This window comes from Rhizobium sp. BK591 (assembly GCF_014195045.1).
Lineage (GTDB): Bacteria > Pseudomonadota > Alphaproteobacteria > Rhizobiales > Rhizobiaceae > Rhizobium > Rhizobium anhuiense.
The window spans coordinates 330403-350747 of record NZ_JACIAZ010000004.1 but is presented as its reverse complement, the minus strand read 5'-3'; the positions used below and the strand labels follow the sequence as shown (position 1 = coordinate 350747).

General features: G+C 62.7%; 19 protein-coding genes. 11 read left to right on the top strand and 8 right to left on the bottom strand.

Annotation, left to right across the window (positions count from 1 at the left end; all coding sequences use genetic code 11):
• Window positions 1–75: 75 nt before the first annotated feature.
• From rpoN to lptC, 4 genes are all read right to left on the bottom strand, one after another.
• Window positions 76–1635, bottom strand: coding sequence for an RNA polymerase factor sigma-54 (rpoN, locus tag FHX10_RS19865; protein ID WP_025554403.1), 1560 nt, complete (start codon window positions 1633–1635; stop codon window positions 76–78).
• A gap of 315 nt (window positions 1636–1950) precedes the next feature.
• Window positions 1951–2727 (bottom strand): LPS export ABC transporter ATP-binding protein, encoded by a 777-nt coding sequence (gene lptB, locus FHX10_RS19860; protein WP_025554404.1) that lies wholly within the window; start codon window positions 2725–2727, stop codon window positions 1951–1953.
• A 40-nt stretch (window positions 2728–2767) separates the two neighbouring features.
• Entirely contained in the window at window positions 2768–3403 is a 636-nt protein-coding gene (locus FHX10_RS19855) for an LptA/OstA family protein (protein WP_025554405.1), read from the bottom strand.
• Between the two features lie 14 nt (window positions 3404–3417).
• Window positions 3418–4083, bottom strand: a complete 666-nt coding sequence (lptC, locus tag FHX10_RS19850) for an LPS export ABC transporter periplasmic protein LptC (RefSeq protein WP_025554407.1) — start codon at window positions 4081–4083, stop codon at window positions 3418–3420.
• A gap of 224 nt (window positions 4084–4307) precedes the next feature.
• Between lptC and sppA the strand changes: the two genes are divergently transcribed.
• From sppA to FHX10_RS19835, 3 genes are all read left to right on the top strand, one after another.
• Window positions 4308–5258, top strand: a complete 951-nt coding sequence (gene sppA / locus FHX10_RS19845; RefSeq protein ID WP_028755465.1) for a signal peptide peptidase SppA — start codon at window positions 4308–4310, stop codon at window positions 5256–5258.
• A gap of 29 nt (window positions 5259–5287) precedes the next feature.
• Window positions 5288–5587, top strand: coding sequence for an integration host factor subunit beta (locus FHX10_RS19840; protein WP_003544934.1), 300 nt, complete (start codon window positions 5288–5290; stop codon window positions 5585–5587).
• Between the two features lie 119 nt (window positions 5588–5706).
• Window positions 5707–6039, top strand: a complete 333-nt coding sequence (locus tag FHX10_RS19835) for a LapA family protein (protein WP_028755466.1) — start codon at window positions 5707–5709, stop codon at window positions 6037–6039.
• 32 nt (window positions 6040–6071) lie between these two features.
• Here the strand turns inward: FHX10_RS19835 and FHX10_RS19830 are convergent, their stop codons facing one another.
• Together FHX10_RS19830 and FHX10_RS19825 are read right to left on the bottom strand one after the other, a co-directional pair.
• The gene (locus FHX10_RS19830) at window positions 6072–6506 is read right to left on the bottom strand and encodes a GNAT family N-acetyltransferase (RefSeq protein WP_028755467.1); all 435 of its coding nucleotides are present in this window, start codon (window positions 6504–6506) and stop codon (window positions 6072–6074) included.
• Window positions 6507–6543: 37 nt separating this feature from the next.
• On the bottom strand, window positions 6544–6999 hold the full coding sequence (locus tag FHX10_RS19825) for an SRPBCC family protein (RefSeq protein WP_028755468.1): 456 nt from the start codon (window positions 6997–6999) through the stop codon (window positions 6544–6546).
• Between the two features lie 106 nt (window positions 7000–7105).
• On the opposite strand from FHX10_RS19825, the gene FHX10_RS19820 reads away from it, so the two are divergent.
• From FHX10_RS19820 to FHX10_RS19795, 6 genes are all read left to right on the top strand, one after another.
• Complete coding sequence (locus FHX10_RS19820) at window positions 7106–7708, top strand: NUDIX hydrolase (protein WP_028755469.1); 603 nt, start codon at window positions 7106–7108, stop codon at window positions 7706–7708.
• Between the two features lie 120 nt (window positions 7709–7828).
• Complete coding sequence (locus FHX10_RS19815; RefSeq protein ID WP_028755470.1) at window positions 7829–8926, top strand: class I SAM-dependent methyltransferase; 1098 nt, start codon at window positions 7829–7831, stop codon at window positions 8924–8926.
• The gene (locus FHX10_RS19810; protein WP_028755471.1) at window positions 8923–9783 is read left to right on the top strand and encodes a TrmH family RNA methyltransferase; all 861 of its coding nucleotides are present in this window, start codon (window positions 8923–8925) and stop codon (window positions 9781–9783) included. The genes FHX10_RS19815 and FHX10_RS19810 overlap by 4 nt, the downstream gene beginning before the upstream one ends.
• On the top strand, window positions 9780–10283 hold the full coding sequence (gene lspA / locus FHX10_RS19805; RefSeq protein WP_028755472.1) for a signal peptidase II: 504 nt from the start codon (window positions 9780–9782) through the stop codon (window positions 10281–10283). Before FHX10_RS19810 ends, lspA begins: the two co-directional genes overlap by 4 nt.
• Window positions 10284–10338: 55 nt before the next feature.
• Window positions 10339–12618, top strand: coding sequence for an ATP-binding protein (locus FHX10_RS19800; protein ID WP_028755473.1), 2280 nt, complete (start codon window positions 10339–10341; stop codon window positions 12616–12618).
• A 109-nt stretch (window positions 12619–12727) separates the two neighbouring features.
• Entirely contained in the window at window positions 12728–13606 is an 879-nt protein-coding gene (locus FHX10_RS19795) for a GNAT family N-acetyltransferase (protein ID WP_028755474.1), read from the top strand.
• 29 nt (window positions 13607–13635) lie between these two features.
• Here FHX10_RS19795 and FHX10_RS19790 read toward each other — a convergent pair whose 3' ends face one another.
• On the bottom strand, window positions 13636–14625 hold the full coding sequence (locus FHX10_RS19790; RefSeq protein ID WP_028755475.1) for a helix-turn-helix transcriptional regulator: 990 nt from the start codon (window positions 14623–14625) through the stop codon (window positions 13636–13638).
• Between the two features lie 229 nt (window positions 14626–14854).
• Window positions 14855–17140, bottom strand: a complete 2286-nt coding sequence (locus FHX10_RS19785) for an NADP-dependent malic enzyme (protein WP_028755476.1) — start codon at window positions 17138–17140, stop codon at window positions 14855–14857.
• 113 nt (window positions 17141–17253) lie between these two features.
• Between FHX10_RS19785 and mutS the strand changes: the two genes are divergently transcribed.
• Both mutS and FHX10_RS19775 read left to right on the top strand, forming a co-directional pair.
• Window positions 17254–19980 carry a DNA mismatch repair protein MutS gene (gene mutS, locus FHX10_RS19780; protein ID WP_028755477.1) on the top strand — a complete coding sequence of 909 codons (2727 nt, stop codon included), beginning with the start codon at window positions 17254–17256 and terminating at the stop codon, window positions 19978–19980.
• Window positions 19981–19992: 12 nt separating this feature from the next.
• Window positions 19993–20268, top strand: coding sequence for a hypothetical protein (locus FHX10_RS19775; RefSeq protein ID WP_028755478.1), 276 nt, complete (start codon window positions 19993–19995; stop codon window positions 20266–20268).
• The last annotated feature ends 77 nt before the right edge of the window (window positions 20269–20345 follow it).

The window sequence follows — 20345 nt, the reverse complement described above, 5'->3', positions numbered from 1 at the left end:
ATGTTGGTTCAAGACATCAGCGTAATAGCGGGGATTTGGAGATGGATGCTTCGATCAAGCTCGAAGTATGCCGCCTCAGAAGCCAGCGACCTTGGCAAGCGCCCGCTTCTCGCGGCGACGCTGGACCGAGGAGGCGATGTTCATCGCTTCCCGGTATTTGGCAACCGTGCGGCGGGCGAGATCGACGCCGCCCTTCTTCAGCATGTCGACGATATCGTCGTCGGAAAGCACTGCGTCCGGGCTCTCCTGCATGATCAGCGCGCGGATCTTGTGGCGGACGGCCTCGGCCGAATGGCTGTCGCCGCCCTCGACGGCGCTGATCGAGACGGTGAAGAAATATTTGAGTTCGAAGAGGCCGCGCGGCGTCAGCATATATTTGTTCGAGGTGACGCGGCTGACGGTGGATTCATGCATCTTGATCGCCTCGGCGACCGTCTTCAGGTTCAGCGGCCGCAGGTGGTCGACGCCGTGCAGCAGGAAGGCGTCCTGCTGACGAACGATTTCGCTTGCCACCTTCATGATGGTTTTTGCCCGCTGGTCGAGGCTGCGCGTCAGCCAATTGGCGCTCTGCAGGCAATCGGCGAGAAAGGCGTGATCCTCACCGTTCTTTGTCACGCGGGAAAAATAGGACTGGTTGACCAGAACGCGCGGCAGCGTATCCGGATTGAGCTCGACCAGCCAGCCGCCCTCCGAGGAGGACCTGACGACCACGTCCGGCATGATCGCTTCGGAAACACCCGCCTCGAAACCGCTGCCGGGCTTGGGATTGAGCTGGCGGATCTCGCCGAGCATGTCGAGAAGATCTTCCTCGTCGACGCCGCATATCCGCTTCAACGTGGCGAAGTCGCGCCGCGCCAGAAGTTCGAGGTTTTCGACCAGCGCCTGCATGGCGGGATCGTACCGATCCTTCTGTCTGAGCTGGATGGCCAGGCATTCGGCAAGGCTGCGGGCGAAAACACCCGGCGGATCGAGCGTCTGGAGGGCGGCAAGCACGCGCTCGGCCTGCGTGACGCTGGTGCCCAGCCTCTCGCCCGCCTCGACGATATCGGCGTGCAGGTAACCGGCGTCATCGAGCTGGTCGACGAAATTCTGCGCGATCAGCCGGTCGGCCATGTCAGGCAGGACGAAGGGGATCTGCTGGCCGAGATGATCGCGCAGCGACACCTGGCCGGCGACGAAATCGTCGAGATCGTAATCGGCGCCCTCGCCGCTGCCCGGCATCGATTTCCACTGGCTGACGAGCTCCGGCGCATCGAGGCGCTGCGGGGCACCGTCATCGGGAAAGACATTGGTGTAGTTGGCGTCGAGTTCGTCGTTCAGCCGGCTGGTGCTGGCGCTGCCGCCATTATCGTACCAGTCGCTGGAGAGCGCGTCGGTGCGGTTGTCGTAGCCGTCGTCGGAACCGGCATCCTCCGGCTGATGACCATACTGATCATCTTCGGCCTCGCCGCGCTCGCCGCCGGCCTCGCCGTCATTCGACGGGAATTCGAGCAGCGGATTCTTCTCCACTTCCTGGGCAATGAACTGGTTGAGTTCAAAATGCGTCATCTGCAGCAACTGGATGGATTGCATCAGTTGCGGTGTCATCACCAGGGACTGGGTCTGGCGCAGGAAAAGATTGGCGGACAGTGCCATGACGGACGCGAAACTCCCCTCAATTCCTCCGGGAAACCGTGTCTGATCAAGGCCTCAGGCCACGGAAATCCAAGTTGGCCCAAAAATTGCTTTTTTATTCTATTTGGTCAAGCGGAACTATGCCAACAAGGTGAATTTCTGCGGCTGGAGGCTTTCCTGGTCAGATTGAAGCAATCTGCTGGCTCAAACGGAGTCGCCTGGGCGAGCGGCCGGCGCGTATGAGCCGTTTTCGAACGACATCATACTCTCATTCCTGGATTTCGATCCAGATTCAGATTTCAGGCCGATCCGGCCCAAAATCATCCGGATCCGGCGTCAGAGGCTGAAATTGTCGCCGAGATAAAGCCGACGCACTTCAGGATTATTGACGATGTCGTTGGCCCGGCCATGGGTCAGTACCTCGCCGGCATGGATGATGTAGGCCCGGTCGATGAGGCCCAGCGTCTCGCGCACATTGTGGTCGGTGATGAGAACGCCGATGCCGCGCGCCGTCAGGTGGTGAACGAGGTTCTGGATGTCGGCGACAGAGATCGGGTCGACGCCGGCGAAAGGTTCGTCGAGCAGCATAAAGGTCGGATCGGTCGCGAGCGCACGCGCGATTTCGAGGCGGCGGCGCTCACCGCCCGACAGGGCGACGGCGGCACTCTTGCGCAGCTTCTGGATATGGAATTCCTCCAGCAGCTCATTCAGTTTCTGCTCGCGCTCGGCCTTGTCCTTCACATGCACTTCGAGGACGGCGCGGATATTCTCTTCCACCGTCAGGCCGCGGAAGATCGAGGCTTCCTGCGGCAGGTAACCGACGCCGAGACGCGAGCGGCGATACATCGGCATGGTCGTGACATCGTTGCCGTCGATCTCGATCGTGCCTTCATCCACCGGCACGAGGCCGGTGATCATGTAAAAACAGGTGGTCTTGCCGGCGCCGTTCGGGCCGAGCAGTCCGACGGCCTCGCCGCGGCGCACCACCAGCGAGACGCCGTTGACGACGCGTCGCGTCGCATAGGTCTTCGTCAGACCGCGCGCGATCAGCGTTCCCTGATAACGGCTCTTGTCGGCGGTACCCGCAGCTTGTGGCCCGGGCTTGCCGAACATGGTGGATAGCGATGATAATTTCACGTGGGAGGCCGGCTTCTCAGTTCTGCTTCTGCTGCGTATTCGGCTGCGACTTCGGATCGAGCTGAATTTGGACACGCCCGCCGCAGCTTTCAAGCTCCGCCTGGCCGGTTTGCATGTGAACCGTCAGTTTGCAGCCGGTAAAGACGTTCGGCCCATCCGACAGAATAACCTTATTTCCCTCATCCGCCGTGAGGATGAATGTCTGCGAGGCCATGTCGAAATTGCCGTCATCGGCAGTCGCCGTCTGCGTGCCCGAGGTCAGGAGGACCTTGTCGGTCACCAGGATCTTGTCGATATCAGCACTTCCCGATGCAAGCGAGCCCGACTGCTGCGGCTGGGCCGCAGGTTGCGCCCCGTCAGCGGCCGGCTTTGCCGCCTTGTCCTTGTAATAGACGGTCATCTTGCCGGACTGCATCGTCGTCGTGCCCTGGACGACCTTGACCTTGCCGGTGAAGAGCGCGGTGTGCTCCTGGTCGTGGATCTCCAGCTTGTCGCTTTCGATCTGGATCGGCTGGTCGTTGGAAAGCTTCATGCCCGACATCGTGGCCGCCTGCTGCGCGGGCGCGCCCGAAGCCGTCAGGATAAGGGCAAATGCGCCGGCAATGAATGCCATGCCAGTCTTGCAAGTGGATATGCGACAATCTTTTGTCATGGTGACCCGGCTGGTTAAGTGCCCTGTTTATGGATGGTGGATGGATCGACATTCATGCGAACATTCCCCTCGAATGTGATCACCCGCCCCTTATCGGTTATCTCCATCGTCCGCGCAACAATGGAGGCATTGTCCTTGGTGATGGTGACGGGATCGTCGCTCCGCATGTTTCCGCCCTTGATGTCGAGCCGGGCGGACTGGAACTGCGCATTGAGGCCACTGCTCAGCACGAGGGTGAAGGGGGCCGTCATATGCAGATTGTCGGTGGCGCGATTGTAATCGGCGGTCGAGGCGACGACGCGCGCGATCAGCCCGTCATTCATCGGCACGGCGGCCTTGATGGTCTCGAGCGTGATGAGATCGGGATTGCGGATATCCTGCAAAGCCCTTTCGGCCAGCATCGAATAGTTGATGCCGTCTGAATTGCGTCCTGATATCGCCGGCTTCTCCATCACGACCTTGCCGTTTTCGATCTTGGCGCCTTCCATCTTGATGTTCTCGGGCAGATAGATGCTGATCAACGCCACCGCGGTGAGGCCTGCCGCGACGATGAGGGCGGCCACCGGCAGCAATATCTTCAGCCGGCGCACGCGGGCAGAATGGAACAACGCGTCGCCATAGGCGCTTCTGCCGGACCCTGTAAAGGCGGCATTTCCGTTGTTCTTCAGGGTGTCGAGCATAGGCCTCGTCCATGTGCGGTGATCGCCGCGCCTCTCTAACAAAGCCGGCCGCCAATCACAGTTCGTTTCGCATTATTACATTGGCTTGCCAATATGGAATTTTTTCTGCAACAAGCAACAAAACGGAAAAACATCAAAAAGTGGCATTCGTACGCGCCGCGGCCGCCTTATTTTACCGGACCTCTCGGCGGCATGCCGAAGCCGGGCCAGCGCTGGAGGTTTCTATGGACAGTTCGATCATCGCGGATCGCCGGCGGTTGCGCCGCAAGCTCGGCTTCTGGCGCCTCATTGCCGTTGCCCTCATCGTGGCGCTTGGTTTCGCCTTCTACCACTTCGCCGTCGGCGATGCCGGGACGCAGCGCCCACATATTGCCCATGTGACGATATCGGGACTGATCGTCGACGACGACGAGCTTCTGGAGCGGCTGAAGAAGGTCGAGACCAGCGACCAGGTGAAGGCGGCGGTGATTTCGATCTCCTCGCCCGGCGGCACGACCTATGGCGGCGAAAAAATCTTCAACGCCATCCGGGCAATATCAGCCAAGAAGCCTGTGGTCTCCGACGTGCGCACGCTTGCCGCCTCCGCCGGCTACATGATCGCCACCGCCGGCGATACGATCATTGCCGGCGACAGCTCGATCACCGGCTCGATCGGCGTCATCTTCCAGTATCCGCAGATCCAGCCGCTGCTCGACAAGATCGGCGTCTCGCTGCAGGAGATCAAGTCCTCGCCGCTGAAGGCCGAGCCCTCGCCCTTCCATGAGGCGAGCGAAGAGGCCAAGGCGATGATCCGCAACATGGTGGTCGACAGCTATAACTGGTTCGTCGACCTGGTCGCCGACCGGCGCAAGCTGCCGCGCGACGAGGTGCTGAAACTCGCCGACGGCACAATCTATACCGGCCGCCAGGCGCTGAAGGTGAAACTCGTCGATACGATCGGCGGCGAGCCCGAAATCCGCGCCTATCTCAAATCGCGCGGCGTCGATGCCGACCTGCCGATGGTCGACTGGGACAAGAAGAGCAATACGCCGTTTCTGCTCGCTGGGGCTGTTTCGCGGTTGATTACGATCTTCGGTTATGATGATCTCATGAAAACCCAGGATATTAATGGAATCCTGCCCCCAAAGTTGCTTCTTGACGGGCTGCTTTCAGTTTGGCAGGTTGGCCGCGATTGATAAGAAATCAATAATTTAAGGGGGCGACTGTGATCAAGTCCGAATTGGTGCAGATAGTTGCGGCACGCAACCCGCATCTCTATCACCGCGACGTCGAAAATATCGTCAACGCGGTTCTCGACGAGATCACGGATGCACTGGCTGCGGGTAACCGAGTCGAATTGCGCGGCTTTGGGGCCTTTTCGGTCAAGAATCGCCCTTCCCGCTCCGGCCGCAACCCGCGGACCGGCGATACGGTGTTCGTCGAGGAGAAGTGGGTTCCCTTCTTCAAGACCGGCAAGGAGCTGCGTGAGCGGCTCAATCCCGGCCAGGCCGACGAAGAGGATTGAGCAGCGGCTGCCGCCTGCGGCGAAACCGCACTTGAATTCGAGAGCCGTTTTCCTATCCTGCCAAGCATCAAACGCGCCCTTCAAAAAAACCGGCGCAATATGCCGCGTGGAGACCTCAAATGGCCAAGAAGATCGTCAACCTGCTGATTCTGCTGCCGCTCGGCGTCATCCTCATCGTCTTCTGCGTCGCCAACCGGCAGAGCGTCACGCTCGCCTTCAATCCGTTCCGGCCGGAGGACCAGGTGCTTGCGGTTTCCGCGCCCTTCTTCGTCTTCCTGTTCATCGCGCTGATATCAGGCATGCTGATCGGCTCGGCCGCCACCTGGTTCAGCCAAGGCAAACACCGCAAGCGCGCCCGCACCGAGGCCAAGGAAGCCATCCGCTGGCAGGGTGAGGCCGATCGTCACAAGAACCGCGCCGAAGAAATCGCCGGGCAGCTGCCGTCGCGGTAAGATCGGCTCGATTTCAACGGCTTTGGGCGCCGTCAAACCGGAAAAAAACTCAGTTCCTCATAGTCGCCTTCCGGCGAGGCGCCATTGCCCGTCACCTGGAAGCCGTGGGAGAGGTAGAACGCCTTCGCCCGCCGGTTCTTCACCAGGCATTTCAGCCGGTACCGGTGCTGCGGCCATTCCGGCAGCGCCTGCAGCAGCGCCGTGCCGGCGCCCTTCCCTTGGAATTCCGGTCTCAGGTAGAGCATGTGGATGAAATCGTCCTCCGGCCAGAGCGACAGGAAGCCGGCGACACTGCCATCCGCATGCTCGCAGACCAAGACCGTCTCGCCGTTGGTATGGGCGGCGAAATCCTCGCGATGGAACTTGCCGGGATCGACCCAGACAAATGTTTCGCGGCGCACGGAAAGATAGATCTCCGCGAGCATTTCCTGGTCTTCCGCCCGCGGCGGCCTGATGGTCCACGTCATGACGTCGATTTAAACAAACCCTGTGCTCGCGCCAAGCCTACCCCGCCGTCATCTTCGCGACGACAGCGGCGTTGAAATCCGAAAAGAACCCTTCGGCGAGCTTCTGCGAGGTCGAATCGAGCAGGCGGGCACCGAACTGGGCAAGCCTTCCGCCGAGCTCGGCCCTCGCCCGATAGTGCAGGATGGTCTCGACGCCGCTTTGCTCGAGTACGACATCGGCGCTGCCCCTGGCGAAACCGGCAAGACCGCCCTTGCCTTCGGCCGACAGCGTATAGCTCCTCGGCGCATCGACATTGGAAAGCGTCAGCGAGCCGTGGAAGGTGGCCGACAGCAGGCTGAACTTGACCTTGATCGTCGCCTCGAAGACATCAGGCGACAGCCGCTCGATGCCCTGGCAGCCTGGAATGCAGCCGCGCATGATCTCGGGATCGTTGAGCGCTGCCCAGACGACGTCCCGCGGTGCGGCGATGCGTTCTTCGCCGGTGAAATCCATTCGGCAGCCCCATCTTCGATTCGCTCAACTTATCCAGCGGGAAAGCGCTTTGCCAAGGCGGAGGGGAATGTTATCTGCGTGACCATACCGAGCGAGGAATTGGCCGATGAACGAACTGAAGCCCTGGAGCGTGACGGCAAGCCGCATCACCTATGAGGACCGCTGGATCCGGGTGCGGAGCGACGATTGTGTCACCGCCGACGGAATCGTCATCGCGCCATTCCATGTGCTCGATTATCCCGACTGGATCAACGTCATCCCTGTCATGCCCGACGGGCGGGTGCTGCTGACGCGGGAATACCGGCACGGCCGCGGCGAGATCGTGCTCGGCCTCGTCGCCGGCGGCGTCGAACCAGACGATGGCAAGACTGGCCACGGCGAGACCGTCGACGCGGCGTTGGCGGCGGCACAGCGCGAACTGCGGGAAGAGACCGGCTATGAAGCCTCGACCTTCGTCAAGCTGCTCACCTCCTATCCGAATGCGGCCAGCCACAGCAACGCGGTGACGAGCTGGCTGGCGCTCGGTCTGAGCCGGGCCGGCGAACCGCGTTTCGACCCTGGCGAGAAGGTCGAGCTGCTGTTTGCCGATCTTGCCGCCATCCTCAGCGACCTGCAATCCGGCGCCGTCATCATGCAGTCGATGCATGTCGCTGCACTTTATGCGGCGGAAAGCTGGCTTCGAAGAGAGGCGTCCGAGGGCTTGAAATAGGCGCTGTGCCCGCAGAACCCGCCCACTCGCGGGGGCCGGCCAGCGCGCAGTTGATCCGGCACGGTCTTCTGGGCTACTGCATAGCCTAAAGACACCCCGACAGAGACGCGGAAGAGCACGTTGAAACAAAGAGAACGCCGGCCGGGCCAGAAGAAGACATCCGGTCCCTCCGGTGAAAGCCGCAGGGACGATCGGGCCGGCCGGCCGCCAAAGCCGGTCGCGCGGCCACCGGCGACCCGCGAGACTGTGCGCGAGGCTGCCGCGCAGGCTGCCGTCATGCGCCCCCTGATGACGCGCAGCGGCGAGCGTCCGGCTGAGCGCGTGCCTGTCATCCTCGAATCGCTCGGCGCCGGCGACTTTCACCTGATCGACAGCGGCAATGGCGAAAAGCTGGAGCAATACGGCCCTTACCGCATCATCCGTCCCGAGGCCCAAGCGCTGTGGCGGCCATCGTTGCCGGCCCATGTCTGGGAAAAGGTCGATGCCGTCTTCACCGGCGATACCGACGAGGAAGGCACCGGCCGCTGGCGCTTTCCGAAAGAAGCGCTCGGCGAGACCTGGCCGCTCAATCTGCTCGGCGTCGATTTTCTCGGCCGCTTCACCTCTTTCCGTCATGTCGGCGTCTTCCCCGAGCAGATCGTGCACTGGAGCTGGATGAAGGAGCAGGTCGAAAAGGCCGGTCGGCCGCTGAAGGTGCTGAATCTCTTCGGTTATACTGGAGTCGCCTCGCTGGTTGCCGCCGCTGCCGGCGCCGAGGTCACCCATGTCGACGCCTCGAAGAAGGCGATCGGCTGGGCGCGCGAAAACCAGGCGCTCGGGCGGATGGAGAAGTTGCCGATCCGCTGGATCTGCGAGGATGCGATGAAATTCATCCTGCGCGAGGAACGCCGCGGCAGCCAATACGACATCATCCTCACCGATCCGCCGAAATTCGGCCGCGGCCCGAATGGCGAGGTCTGGCATCTGTTCGAGCATCTGCCATTGATGCTCGACATCTGCCGCGAGATCCTGTCGCCGAAGGCGGTGGGCCTGGTGCTGACGGCCTATTCGATCCGCGCCAGCTTCTATTCGATCCACGAGCTGATGCGCGAGACGATGCGCGGCGCCGGCGGCGTGGTCGAATCCGGCGAGCTGGTGATTCGCGAAGCCGGCACTGACGGCAAGACTGAGGGCCGCGCCCTTTCCACTTCCCTCTTTTCCCGCTGGGTGCCGAAATGAGCAAGGACTTCCACGATCAGGGACCGCGCAGGGTCGGACAGGTGAAGGAAGTCACCTCGCTCGCCAATCCGATCATCAAGGACATCAAGGCGCTGACGAACAAGAAGTCGCGCGAGGAAAGCGGTACTTTCCTCGCCGAAGGACTGAAGCTCGTCATCGATGCGATCGAACTCGGCTGGACGATCCGCACGCTGGTCTATGCCAAGGCCGCCAAGGGCAAGCCGCTGGTCGAGCAGATGGCGGCCAGGACCGTTGCCTCGGGCGGGCTGGTGCTCGAAGTCAGCGAAAAGGTGATCGCCTCGATCACCCGCCGCGACAATCCGCAGATGGTCGTCGGCATTTTCGAGCAGCGCTGGAAGCCGCTGCGGGATATTCGGCCAAGGGATGGCGAGACCTGGGTGGCGCTCGACCGGGTGCGCGACCCCGGCAACCTCGGCACGATCATCCGGACAGCGGATGCGGCCGGCGCTTCCGGCATCATTCTGCTGGGAGAAACGACCGATCCCTTCTCGCTCGAAACGGTGCGGGCCACCATGGGCTCGGTCTTTGCCGTTCCGGTGGCGCGGGCGACCCCCGAGGAATTCATCGCCTGGCGGAAATCGGCCGGCGTTTCCATCGTCGCGACGCATCTGGCCGGCGCGGTCGATTACCGCACGATCGACTACCGGAAAAAGCCCGTCGTGCTCCTGATGGGCAATGAACAATCCGGCCTGCCGGACCAGTTGGCGAGGGAAGCCGATGCGCTTGCCCGCATTCCGCAGCAGGGCCGCGCCGATTCCCTGAACCTCGCCGTCGCCACCGCCGTCATGCTTTTCGAGGCGCGCCGCCATCTCCTCTCACTTGCCGAGGGCAAATGACCGAACAGACGCTTGCACGCCCCGCGCTGTTTTCGCGCCCGGCGCCGATTCTTTTCTTCATCGTCGTCGCCGTTCTTATCGACCAGATCGTCAAGATCGCCGTCGATCACTACCTGCCGCTGCAGGAGGTCGTGCCGGTCGTTCCGATGCTGGCGCTTTACCGCACCTACAATCTCGGCGTCGCCTTTTCGATGCTGTCGGGCATGGACGGCTGGTTCATCGTCGGCATGCGGCTCGTCATCGTCGCCTTCGTCATCTGGCTGTGGTACCGCACGGCGAAGGACCGCTGGCTCGCCCATCTCGGTTATGCGCTGATCATCGCCGGGGCGATCGGCAATCTCGTCGACCGCTTCGCCTATGGGCATGTGATCGATTACATTCTTTTTTACACCGAAAGCTGGTCCTTCGCGGTGTTCAATCTCGCCGACAGTTTCATCACCATCGGCGCCGGTTGTGTCATTCTCGATGAGTTGCTGCTGCCGAAAAAGACCGGCCGCTAAAATCTTATCGAATTCCTGAAGGCATTCGGAAGAGGCCTCATGTTATCCAGGTACCATGCACAACCTGGGACAGTTGCACGAAAGATTGTCCGCCGCCTTCGGTGGACCCGCCGCCAAGCCGCATGAAGAGCGGATCGGGGCCATCTTTTCACGACCGAAAGCATCGGCACCCCGGGGAACCGAAGACTGCCAGAACGGGCCTGCCGCGACGCGGCGCTTGCTGTTCTACTGGCTGGGCGGCGCCGGCCTGCTTGCCGCAACGATCCTGATGCTGCTTGCCCATGCCGGCGATCCGCTGCTGCTTTCGGGCGGTCTCGTCGTTCTTGGCCTTGCCGTCATCGCCAGCTACGCCCTGCTGATGGTACGGTCGCGCACGGCCGGACGGCGCAACGGCAAATCCACGGATTCGAACGATGGCGCAAAGCTGTTTGCCGACGTGCACGACGTGCTCGGCGACATCACCCTCGGCCGCACCATGGACCGGCGCATCATCTCCGCCAACGACACGTTTCGCCGCCTGACCGGGCGGCTGCGTCCGGAGGGCAAAACCTGTGAGGAGATCGGGCTTGCCTTCCGCCCCGGCCCGATCCCGCACTGCTACGACGTCGAGATCTCGACGCCGGAGGGCCAGCGCATCTTCCTCTGGCGCGACGTCGTCACCCGTGACCCGGCAAACGGTCGCCTGCTGCTGCAGAGCGTTGCCCGCGACGTCACCGACGAGCGGCTGATCGCACAGGGCCGCGAGGAGGCGCGGCAGAAGGCCGAATATAACAGCGCCGCCAAATCCAGGCTGCTTGCCACCGTCAGCCACGAGGTGCGCACCCCGCTTTCCGGCATTCTCGGCATGACGCATCTGATCGCCGAGACGCGGCTGACGCAGGAGCAGCAGGACTATCTGGCGAACATCCGCCAGTCTGGCCACGCGCTGACCCAGCTGGTCGAGGACCTGCTCGATTTCTCCACCATCGAAGTCGGCCGCTTCGCGCTGCACCCGCGCTCGGAATCGCTGCGCAAGCTTCTGGAAAGCGTCGTCGAGATGCTCGCCCACCGGGCGCATGAAAAGGGTATCGAGATCGGCGCCACCGTATCGTCCGACGTGCCGGAGAATATGAGCTTCGATCCGGCGCGGCTGCGCCAGGTTCTCTTCAACGTCATCGGCAATGCCGTGAAATTCACCCAGGTCGGCGGCGTTTTCATCCGCGTGTCGCTCGACGCCGGCGATCTGCTGATCACCGTGACCGACAGCGGTCCCGGCATGACGGCCGAGGAACAGGCGCGCGTCTTCGGCGAATTCGAGCAGGGCGGGACCTTTGCCGACAAGAGCAGCGGCACCGGGCTCGGCCTTGCCATCTCCGCTCGCATCATGCGCGAATTCAACGGCGCGCTGACGGTTGCCAGCGAAAAGGGCAGAGGCAGCGAATTCACCATCCGCTTCCCCGTCGACATCGGCAGCGAGCGCCCCGACCGGCGAAACACGCTGCTTGCCGGCAACAGCGTCGTGCTGCTGGCGCCGGCAGGTGCGGCCCGCACCGCCATTGCCGAGACGATCAGCACACTCGGCGGCTTCTGCCATCTCGTCGGCGATGGCGAAACGGCGCGGGCAACGCTGCTAGGCTTGGCAAAGAGCGGAAAGCGGCCGACGGATATCATCATCGACCACCGGATGTCGGCGGAATTTTCCGCCCATCTTGCCGACCGCGCCGACATCGCCGCTCTTGGCCTGCGCAAGGTCCTGCTCGTCAATCCGGAAGAGCGCAGCGCCCATCCGCTCGACCTCTTCGACGCCTGGCTGATCCGGCCGCTGCGCGAGCAGTCGCTGATCGACGTGCTGCGCGGGCGCATGCGCGGCATGGAGAAACGCGACGCGCTGAACGACAACCAGCCGGGCTTCGGCCTTTCGGTGACGGAGACGCTGGTTGCGGCGAGCGGGCTCAGCATCCTGCTCGGCGAGGATGATCCGATCAATGCCATGCTGGTGCGCGTCGTCCTGGAAAAGGGCGGGCACAAGGTGCGCCATGTCGAGGATTTCGAGTCGCTGCTCGACTATGCGCTCTGCGAAGCGAATGCCCGGCCCGACATCATCATCAGCGACCTGTCGATGCCGGGCGGGAACGGCATCGACATGCTGGGGCGCCTGCGGGGCCATGAAAGACGGCTCGATCTTGCCCCGGTGCCGGTGATCGTTCTCACCGCCGACAAGAGCGACGAATCACGCCGGCAGGTCTTGCTCAACGGCGCCAACCGCGTCATGGTTAAGCCGGTCGACCCGGTGCGGCTGCTGACCGAAGTTCAGGCTGTCGCCGCACTTTCCGCCCGCCGTGCTGAGGCGCGGTAAGGCGCGTCGAAACCGGTACGCTCCTTGCGTTTGGGAAATTCAAAATGTCACTTTCCTGTCGTATAGAAGTGTTTTATGGCGTCGATAAGCCGGCAACGGGAGAATCGCCATGTCCGCCATCGACATCCTGAATCGTGACACCACGGCGGAGGCTGCGCGACCTTCGACGGCTGCTGCACAGAAGGACGGCGACATTCTCGGCCGCATCGGCAATCTGGAGACTCGCCTGGCCCGCACGGCACGAGAGATCGATGCCGCCCAGGCTGTGCGCTACCGCGTCTTCGTCGACGAAATGAAGGCGCAGCTGCCGCTGGAGGCCATGCGCCGCCAGCGCGACGTCGACGCGTATGACGCTTTCTGCGACCATCTTCTCGTTCTCGACCGTGCAATCGAGGGCGATCCGGAAGACCAGATCGTCGGCACCTACCGGCTGTTGCGCCAGGATGTCGCCATCGCCAATGGCGGTTTTTACTCGGCTTCCGAATTCGAGATCGAGGGCCTCATTGCCAAACATCCGGATAAGCGCTTCATGGAACTCGGCCGTTCCTGTGTGCTGCCGGAATATCGCACCAAGCGCACCGTCGAACTTCTGTGGCAGGGCAACTGGGCCTATGCGCTGAAGCACGGCGTGAGCGCCATGTTCGGCTGCGCTTCCTTCCCCGGCGTCTATCTGGAAAGCCATGCGCTGGCACTGTCCTTCCTCTACCACAATGTGCTGGCGAAGAACGAATGGGCCGTCGGCGCCCTACCGGACCTCGCCCGCAACATGGACCTGATGCCGGTCGAAGCCATCAACCCGAAGCGGGCGCTGATGGCCCTGCCGCCGCTGATCAAGGGCTATCTGCGCCTCGGCGCCATGGTCGGCTCCAGCGCGGTCATCGACCATGCCTTCAACACGACCGACGTGCTGATCGTGCTGCCGATCGCCAGCATTTCCGACCGCTACCTGAATTATTACGGCGCCGACGCCGGCCGCTTCGCGAGCTAACTTGGTCTACTTCGAGTGACGATCGTCCGTCACAGATCGGCTCGCCTTCTGGTGTCCGACGGGTTCTCTCCATAGGCCGCCCGATAGGTTGCCGCAAAGCGGCCAAAGTGAAAGAATCCCCACTTCAAGCAGATGTCCCGCAATGGCTGCCGGTTTGAAGGATCGCGCAGATCCTCTCGCACCGCCTGCAAGCGGATCGTCCTGAGGTAGGCAGCCGGTGTGGTTCCCTTGAAGGCACGAAAACCGCTTTCAAGCGCGCGAATAGAAATGCCGGCCGCCTCCGCGACGCTCTGCATCGTCAACGGCTGTGCGATGTTCGCATGCATGAATTCAACTGCCCGACGGACATGCCGGGGTGCGATCAGGTGGATTTTCCTGTCGAGAAGGTGCGAGAGCCGATGAGGAACCGAGCGCACCAGCAGATCGGCAAACCCCTGGGTCAGGTTCAACATGGCGATTGGCGAGTGAAGGAGCGGCCCGTTGTTGCGCATGCCGATGATGATCGTTTGGGCGAGGCTGCCGATCAACTGTCCGGCTGCGGTGGAAAGATCGACGAGCGGCGCCAGGTCCATTGGCCCGGTCAGGGGTGTCTCCAGTATGGAGGCGACGGTTTGAGCGATGATCGTCCAGTTCAGGCTCAGTGTATCCGACCGGTGAGGCGCTGCCCGTACGGAAACCCGTTCCGGCTCGAGATTGTTCATCAACAAGAGCCGCCCAGGTGTCCCTTGGATCACGTTCCGACCCAGCGTTACATCCAGAGCGCCCCTCCGCGGCATGATGATTGCCAGCGTTTCCGGCGTTCCATGGGCCGTTCTTGCACCCCAGCCGCCGGAATCCTGGTTGCTGACCAGCGACAATCTTTCATCACCCCAGAAGCCAACCTTCCAGTCGAGCGGTTTCTCCCGACCATTGCGCCATGCATCGAACGAACCGAACCCCCTGGTCAGAGCCTCGACCATATCGTCGAAGGTTGCCCCCTGAAATCGGGCGATGAAATTGGCGGATGCGTTTTCTGGCATGGGACACCAACCGGCTGATATCAAACAACTGAGCTGCAAAACCGCATCGATTGCCCGCGGTCTTTCAATGTCCCTGCGGGCAAATTATGCCGCCCCCTACAGGCCTATTGTATCAAAAGTATGACTTATCGGAAGAGCAGACTTCATCAGCTGCCACGAAAACTTGTGCCCGGCCGACGGGCAGTCGGCCGGGCACGGAATGCCGTCTCATATGTCGCAAGAGGCGCGTTTACGAACCCGCCCCATAGGCGGCGATCGCCGCCATGTTGACGATGTCGGAATCCTTGGCGCCCATCGCGGTGATCTGCACCGGCTTGTCGACGCCGACGAGGATCGGACCGATCACCGTGGAGCCGCCAAGTTCTTGCAGCATCTTGGTCGAGATCGAGGCCGAGTGGAAAGCCGGCATGACGAGCACGTTGGCCGGGCCGGACAGGCGGCAGAAAGGATATTGCTCCATCACCTTGCGGTTCAGAGCGACGTCGGCCGCCATCTCGCCGTCATATTCGAAATCGACGCGACGCTTGTCGAGGATCTTCACAGCCTCGCGCACCCGCTCGGAGCGTTCGCCCGAGGGATGGCCGAAGGTGGAATAGGCAAGCAGGGCGACGCGTGGCGAATAACCCATGCGCCGCGCCAGACCCGCGGCCTCCTCGGCAATATCGGCAAGCTGCTCGGCCGTCGGCATGTCGTGCACCGCCGTATCGGCCACGAAGACCGTGCGGCCGCGGCAGAGCGCCAGCGACACGCCGATGATGCGGTGGCCGGGCTTCTCGTCGATGCAGCGGCGTACATCCTCGAGCGCCGTCGAATAATTGCGGGTGATGCCCGTCACCATGCCGTCGGCGTCGCCGAGCGCCACCATGGTGGCGGCGAAGTGGTTGCGGTCGTTGTGGATCAACCGCTGGGCATCGCGATAGAGATAACCGTGCCGCTGCAGCCTCGCATAGAGATAATCGACATAGGCCTCAATGCGGGTGGAGATACGGGCATTGACGATCTCGAGGCCGGGCCGGTTGAGATCGATGCCGGCGCGTTCCGCCGTCGCCCGGATCAGATCCTCACGGCCGAGCAGGATGGCGGTGCCGAGCTGCTGGTTGGCATAGGAAAGAGCTGCGCGCAGGACCTGTTCTTCCTCGGCCTCGGCAAAGACGATCCGCTTCGGGCGGCGGCGGACACGCTCGTAGAGGCTGGCGAGCGTCGAGGCGATCGGATCGCGGCGTGCCGACAGCTCGCGGGCATAACCCGCCATGTCGGTGATGACCTTGCGGGCGACGCCGCTTTCGATCGCAGCCTGCGCGACTGCCACCGGGATCGCCGAGATCAGGCGGGGATCGAAGGGAACGGGAATGATGTATTGCGACCCGAAACGCGGCCGGTTGCCCTGATAGGCGGCGACAACGTCATCGGGCACGTCCTCGCGGGCCAGGTTTGCCAGCGCATTGACAGCGGCGATCTTCATCGCATCGTTGATTGTCGAGGCACGGACATCGAGAGCGCCGCGGAAGATATAGGGAAAGCCGAGGACGTTGTTGACCTGGTTCGGATAGTCCGACCGGCCCGTCGCCATGATGGCGTCGTCGCGGATGCGGGCGACCTCTTCCGGCGTGATCTCGGGATCGGGATTGGCCATGGCGAAGATGATCGGCCGCTCGGCCATCGAGCGGATCATCTCGGCCGAAAACGCACCTTTCTGCGACAGGCCGAAAACGACGTCCGCGCCCTGCATCGCCTCTTCCAGCGTGCGTGCGTCGGTCTTTGCCGCATGCGCCGATTTCCACTGGTTCATACCCTCGGTGCGACCCTGGTAGATGACGCCCTTGGTGTCGCAGAGGATGACATTGTCAGGGGCAAACCCCATCGCCTTGATGAGTTCGACGCAGGCGATCGCCGCAGCACCGGCACCATTGCAGACGAGCTTTGTCGTCTTCAGGTCGCGGCCGGTCAGCTCCAGCGCGTTGATCAGGCCGGCAGCGGCGATGATGGCCGTTCCATGCTGGTCGTCATGGAAGACGGGAATGTCCATCAGCTCGCGCAGCCGGCTTTCGATGACGAAACAATCCGGTGCCTTGATATCCTCGAGGTTGATGCCGCCGAAGGAAGGACCGAGGAAGCGCACGCAGTTGATGAACTCGTCGACATTTTCCGTATCGATCTCGAGGTCGATGGAATCGACGTCGGCGAAGCGCTTGAAGAGCACCGCCTTGCCTTCCATGACGGGCTTGGAAGCCAGCGCGCCGAGATTGCCGAGACCGAGGATTGCCGTGCCGTTGGATATGACGGCGACCATATTGCCGCGCGCCGTGTAATCATAGGCCGTCTGCGGATCGGCGGCGATCGCCTTCACCGGCACGGCAACACCCGGCGAATAGGCCAGCGAGAGATCGCGTTGCGTCGCCATCGGCTTGGTCGGGTTGATCTCCAGCTTGCCGGGCCGGCCCATGGCGTGAAATTCGAGCGCCTCCTGGTCGGTAACAGAGGTCACCGGCCGGTCCTTCTTATCGATATCGGGCATAAATCCTCCAACGTCCTGTGGGCGACGCTTTGCTCTTCCTCAAATGCTGTTGTCATCTATAGCGGCGGGCGGATAGGGTTGGCACCTGTTTTTTTGGGAAAAACTCCACCTCCGTGAACGCACGAATAGACACAGGGAATGAAGCCTTTTCGGCTGCCGAGCTCGCCACGGCGGAAAGCCGTGCCTCGGCGACGCCGATGATGGAGCAATATATCGAGATCAAGGCGAACAATCCGGGTTCGCTGCTCTTCTACCGGATGGGCGATTTCTACGAGCTGTTCTTCGAGGACGCGCTGGAAGCGTCGCGCGCGCTCGGCATCACGCTGACGAAGCGCGGCCAGCACATGGGCCAGGATATCCCGATGTGCGGCGTTCCGGTGCATGCGGCCGACGATTATCTGCAGAAGCTGATCTCGCTCGGCTTCCGCGTCGCCGTCTGCGAGCAGATCGAGGATCCGGCCGAAGCGAAAAAACGCGGCGCGAAATCCGTCGTCAAGCGCGACGTCATCCGCCTCGTCACCCCCGGCACGATCACCGAGGAAAAGCTGCTTTCGCCCTCGGAGTCCAACTATCTGATGGCGCTGACCCGCATTCGCGGCGGGGCCGAGCCCTTGCTGGCGCTTGCCTGGATCGATATTTCCACGGGCGTCTTCCGGCTTGCCGAAACCGAAGCCTCTCGGCTGCTGGCCGATATCCTGCGCATCGATCCGCGCGAACTCATCCTGCCCGACACGATCTTCCACGATCCAGAGCTCAAGCCGGTCTTCGACGTGCTCGGCCGGACAGCCGTACCGCAGCCTTCCGTGCTCTTCGACAGCGCCAGCGCCGAGGGCCGGATTGCCCGTTATTTCGGCGTCGCGACGCTCGACGGCTTCGGCACCTTCTCGCGCGCCGAACTCGCGGCAGCGGCAGCTGCCGTCGCCTATGTCGAGAAGACGCAGATCGCCGAGCGCCCGCCGCTTGGAAAACCGGAGCGGGAAAGTGCGGCTTCGACGCTGTTCATCGACCCCGCCACGCGCGCCAATCTGGAACTTGCCCGCACGCTTTCGGGTGATCGCAATGGTTCGCTCTTGAAAGCGATCGACCGCACCGTCACCGGCGGCGGCGCCAGGCTTCTCGCCGAGCGGCTAATGTCGCCGCTGACCGACCCTGCCCGTATCAATGCGCGGCTCGATTCGATCGGTTTCCTGATCGACGAACCCCTGTTCTGCGGCAATCTGCGCGACACGCTGAAACATGTGCCCGACATGCCGCGTGCGCTGTCGCGCCTCGCACTCGACCGCGGCGGCCCGCGCGATCTCTGGGCGATCCGCCAGGGCCTGGAAGCGGCGGCGGGACTTGCAGGCCTGCTCGACAAGGCGATGCTGCCCGAAGAGCTCGGCCAGGCATTGTCCGGGCTGCAGGCGCTTCCCGCAGCCTTGGAAAAGCTGCTTGCCGAAACGCTTGCCGATGAATTGCCGCTGTTGAAACGCGACGGCGGTTTTCTGCGCGACGGCGCCAGCGCCGAACTCGACGAGGTCCGGGCGCTGCGCGACCAGTCGCGCCGGGTCATCGCCGGCCTGCAATTGCAATATGCCGAGGAAACCGGCATCCGGTCGCTGAAGATCAAGCACAACAATATCCTCGGCTATTTCATCGAGGTCACCGCCGGCAATGCTGCGCCGATGACCGATACGGCGGAGGCCAAGGCGCGCTTCATCCACCGCCAGACAATGGCGAGCGCGATGCGCTTCACCACCACCGAACTTGCCGATCTCGAAAGCCGCATCGCCAATGCCGCCGACCGGGCGCTTTCGATCGAACTTGCAGCCTTCGACAGGATGACGGCGGCCGTGGTTGCGGAAGCCGAGGCGATCAAATCGGGCGCGAAGGCGCTTGCCGTCATCGACGTCGCCGCGGGCCTGGCGCTTCTCGCCGAAGAGCAGGCCTATTGCCGCCCGCAGGTCGACGGCTCGAAGATGTTTGCCATCGAGGGCGGGCGCCATCCGGTCGTCGAGCAGGCGCTGCGGCGGCAGGCGGGCGGGCCCTTCGTCGCCAATCATTGCGATCTGTCGCCGAAGACCGGCGACCGGGACGGGGCGATCTGGCTCTTGACCGGCCCGAACATGGGCGGCAAGTCGACCTTTCTGCGCCAGAACGCGCTGATCGCTATCCTGGCGCAGATGGGCTCCTTCGTGCCGGCGACATCAGCCCATATCGGCATCGTCGACCGGCTTTTCTCCCGCGTCGGCGCCTCCGACGATCTGGCGCGCGGGCGCTCCACCTTCATGGTCGAGATGGTGGAAACGGCTGCGATCCTCAACCAGGCGAGCGACCGTTCGCTCGTCATCCTCGACGAGATCGGCCGCGGCACCGCCACCTTTGACGGCCTGTCGATCGCCTGGGCGGCCGTCGAACACCTGCATGAGGTCAATCGCTGCCGCGGCCTCTTCGCCACGCATTTCCATGAGCTGACCGTGCTTTCGGAAAAGCTTGGCCGGCTGTCGAACGCCACGATGCGCGTCAAGGAATGGGACGGCGACGTCATCTTCCTGCACGAGGTCGGGCCGGGGGCGGCGGATCGCTCCTACGGCATCCAGGTCGCGCGCCTTGCCGGGCTGCCGGCCTCGGTCGTGGCGCGGGCCCGCGACGTGCTTACCCGTCTGGAAGATGCTGACCGCAAAAACCCGGCGAGCCAGCTGATCGACGACCTGCCGCTCTTCCAGGTGGCGGTGCGCCGCGAGGACACGGCCCGCGGCCCGTCCAAGGTCGAGGAGGCGCTGAAGGCGATGAGCCTTGACGATATGACGCCGCGCGAGGCAATGGACGCACTTTACGACCTCAAGAAGAAACTGAAATAGGAGCGGCGCGCCATGTTCATGGAAAAACTGGTTCGCGAAACCGAGCGCCTCTCGCTCATCTGCTCCATGCTCGACACGATGCGGCGCGCCGATAAGGACCGCAATGCGCGTGGCTGGACCTCGCCGATCGGCATGCTGAAAATCACCCGCTGCTGCGCCGTGATCTGCGAGCTCGGCTCCGCGATCGCCAAGGCGGGTTATCGCGAATGCGACAGGCAGACGATCGAGGAGATCATGGGCGAGACACGCCAGGTGCTGCATTTGCTGAATGCGCGGGCCGCCAGCTGAAGTTTTCGCAAAAAGCCCGCGCCTTGCGTCAAAGCGCCCTCGCCTCTTGCCGTGAACCAACACCATTTCGCCAAATT

What these genes read in the sequence shown, in the direction of transcription:
- rpoN (WP_025554403.1), bottom strand. Translation starts at nt 1,635, where the DNA reads ATGGCACTGTCCGCCAATCTTTTCCTGCGCCAGACCCAGTCCCTGGTG.
- lptB (WP_025554404.1), bottom strand. Translation starts at nt 2,727, where the DNA reads ATGTTCGGCAAGCCCGGGCCACAAGCTGCGGGTACCGCCGACAAGAGC.
- FHX10_RS19855 (WP_025554405.1), bottom strand. Translation starts at nt 3,403, where the DNA reads ATGACAAAAGATTGTCGCATATCCACTTGCAAGACTGGCATGGCATTC.
- lptC (WP_025554407.1), bottom strand. Translation starts at nt 4,083, where the DNA reads ATGCTCGACACCCTGAAGAACAACGGAAATGCCGCCTTTACAGGGTCC.
- sppA (WP_028755465.1), top strand. Translation starts at nt 4,308, where the DNA reads ATGGACAGTTCGATCATCGCGGATCGCCGGCGGTTGCGCCGCAAGCTC.
- FHX10_RS19835 (WP_028755466.1), top strand. Translation starts at nt 5,707, where the DNA reads ATGGCCAAGAAGATCGTCAACCTGCTGATTCTGCTGCCGCTCGGCGTC.
- FHX10_RS19830 (WP_028755467.1), bottom strand. Translation starts at nt 6,506, where the DNA reads ATGACGTGGACCATCAGGCCGCCGCGGGCGGAAGACCAGGAAATGCTC.
- FHX10_RS19825 (WP_028755468.1), bottom strand. Translation starts at nt 6,999, where the DNA reads ATGGATTTCACCGGCGAAGAACGCATCGCCGCACCGCGGGACGTCGTC.
- FHX10_RS19820 (WP_028755469.1), top strand. Translation starts at nt 7,106, where the DNA reads ATGAACGAACTGAAGCCCTGGAGCGTGACGGCAAGCCGCATCACCTAT.
- FHX10_RS19810 (WP_028755471.1), top strand. Translation starts at nt 8,923, where the DNA reads ATGAGCAAGGACTTCCACGATCAGGGACCGCGCAGGGTCGGACAGGTG.
- lspA (WP_028755472.1), top strand. Translation starts at nt 9,780, where the DNA reads ATGACCGAACAGACGCTTGCACGCCCCGCGCTGTTTTCGCGCCCGGCG.
- FHX10_RS19800 (WP_028755473.1), top strand. Translation starts at nt 10,339, where the DNA reads ATGCACAACCTGGGACAGTTGCACGAAAGATTGTCCGCCGCCTTCGGT.
- FHX10_RS19795 (WP_028755474.1), top strand. Translation starts at nt 12,728, where the DNA reads ATGTCCGCCATCGACATCCTGAATCGTGACACCACGGCGGAGGCTGCG.
- FHX10_RS19790 (WP_028755475.1), bottom strand. Translation starts at nt 14,625, where the DNA reads ATGCCAGAAAACGCATCCGCCAATTTCATCGCCCGATTTCAGGGGGCA.
- FHX10_RS19785 (WP_028755476.1), bottom strand. Translation starts at nt 17,140, where the DNA reads ATGCCCGATATCGATAAGAAGGACCGGCCGGTGACCTCTGTTACCGAC.
- FHX10_RS19775 (WP_028755478.1), top strand. Translation starts at nt 19,993, where the DNA reads ATGTTCATGGAAAAACTGGTTCGCGAAACCGAGCGCCTCTCGCTCATC.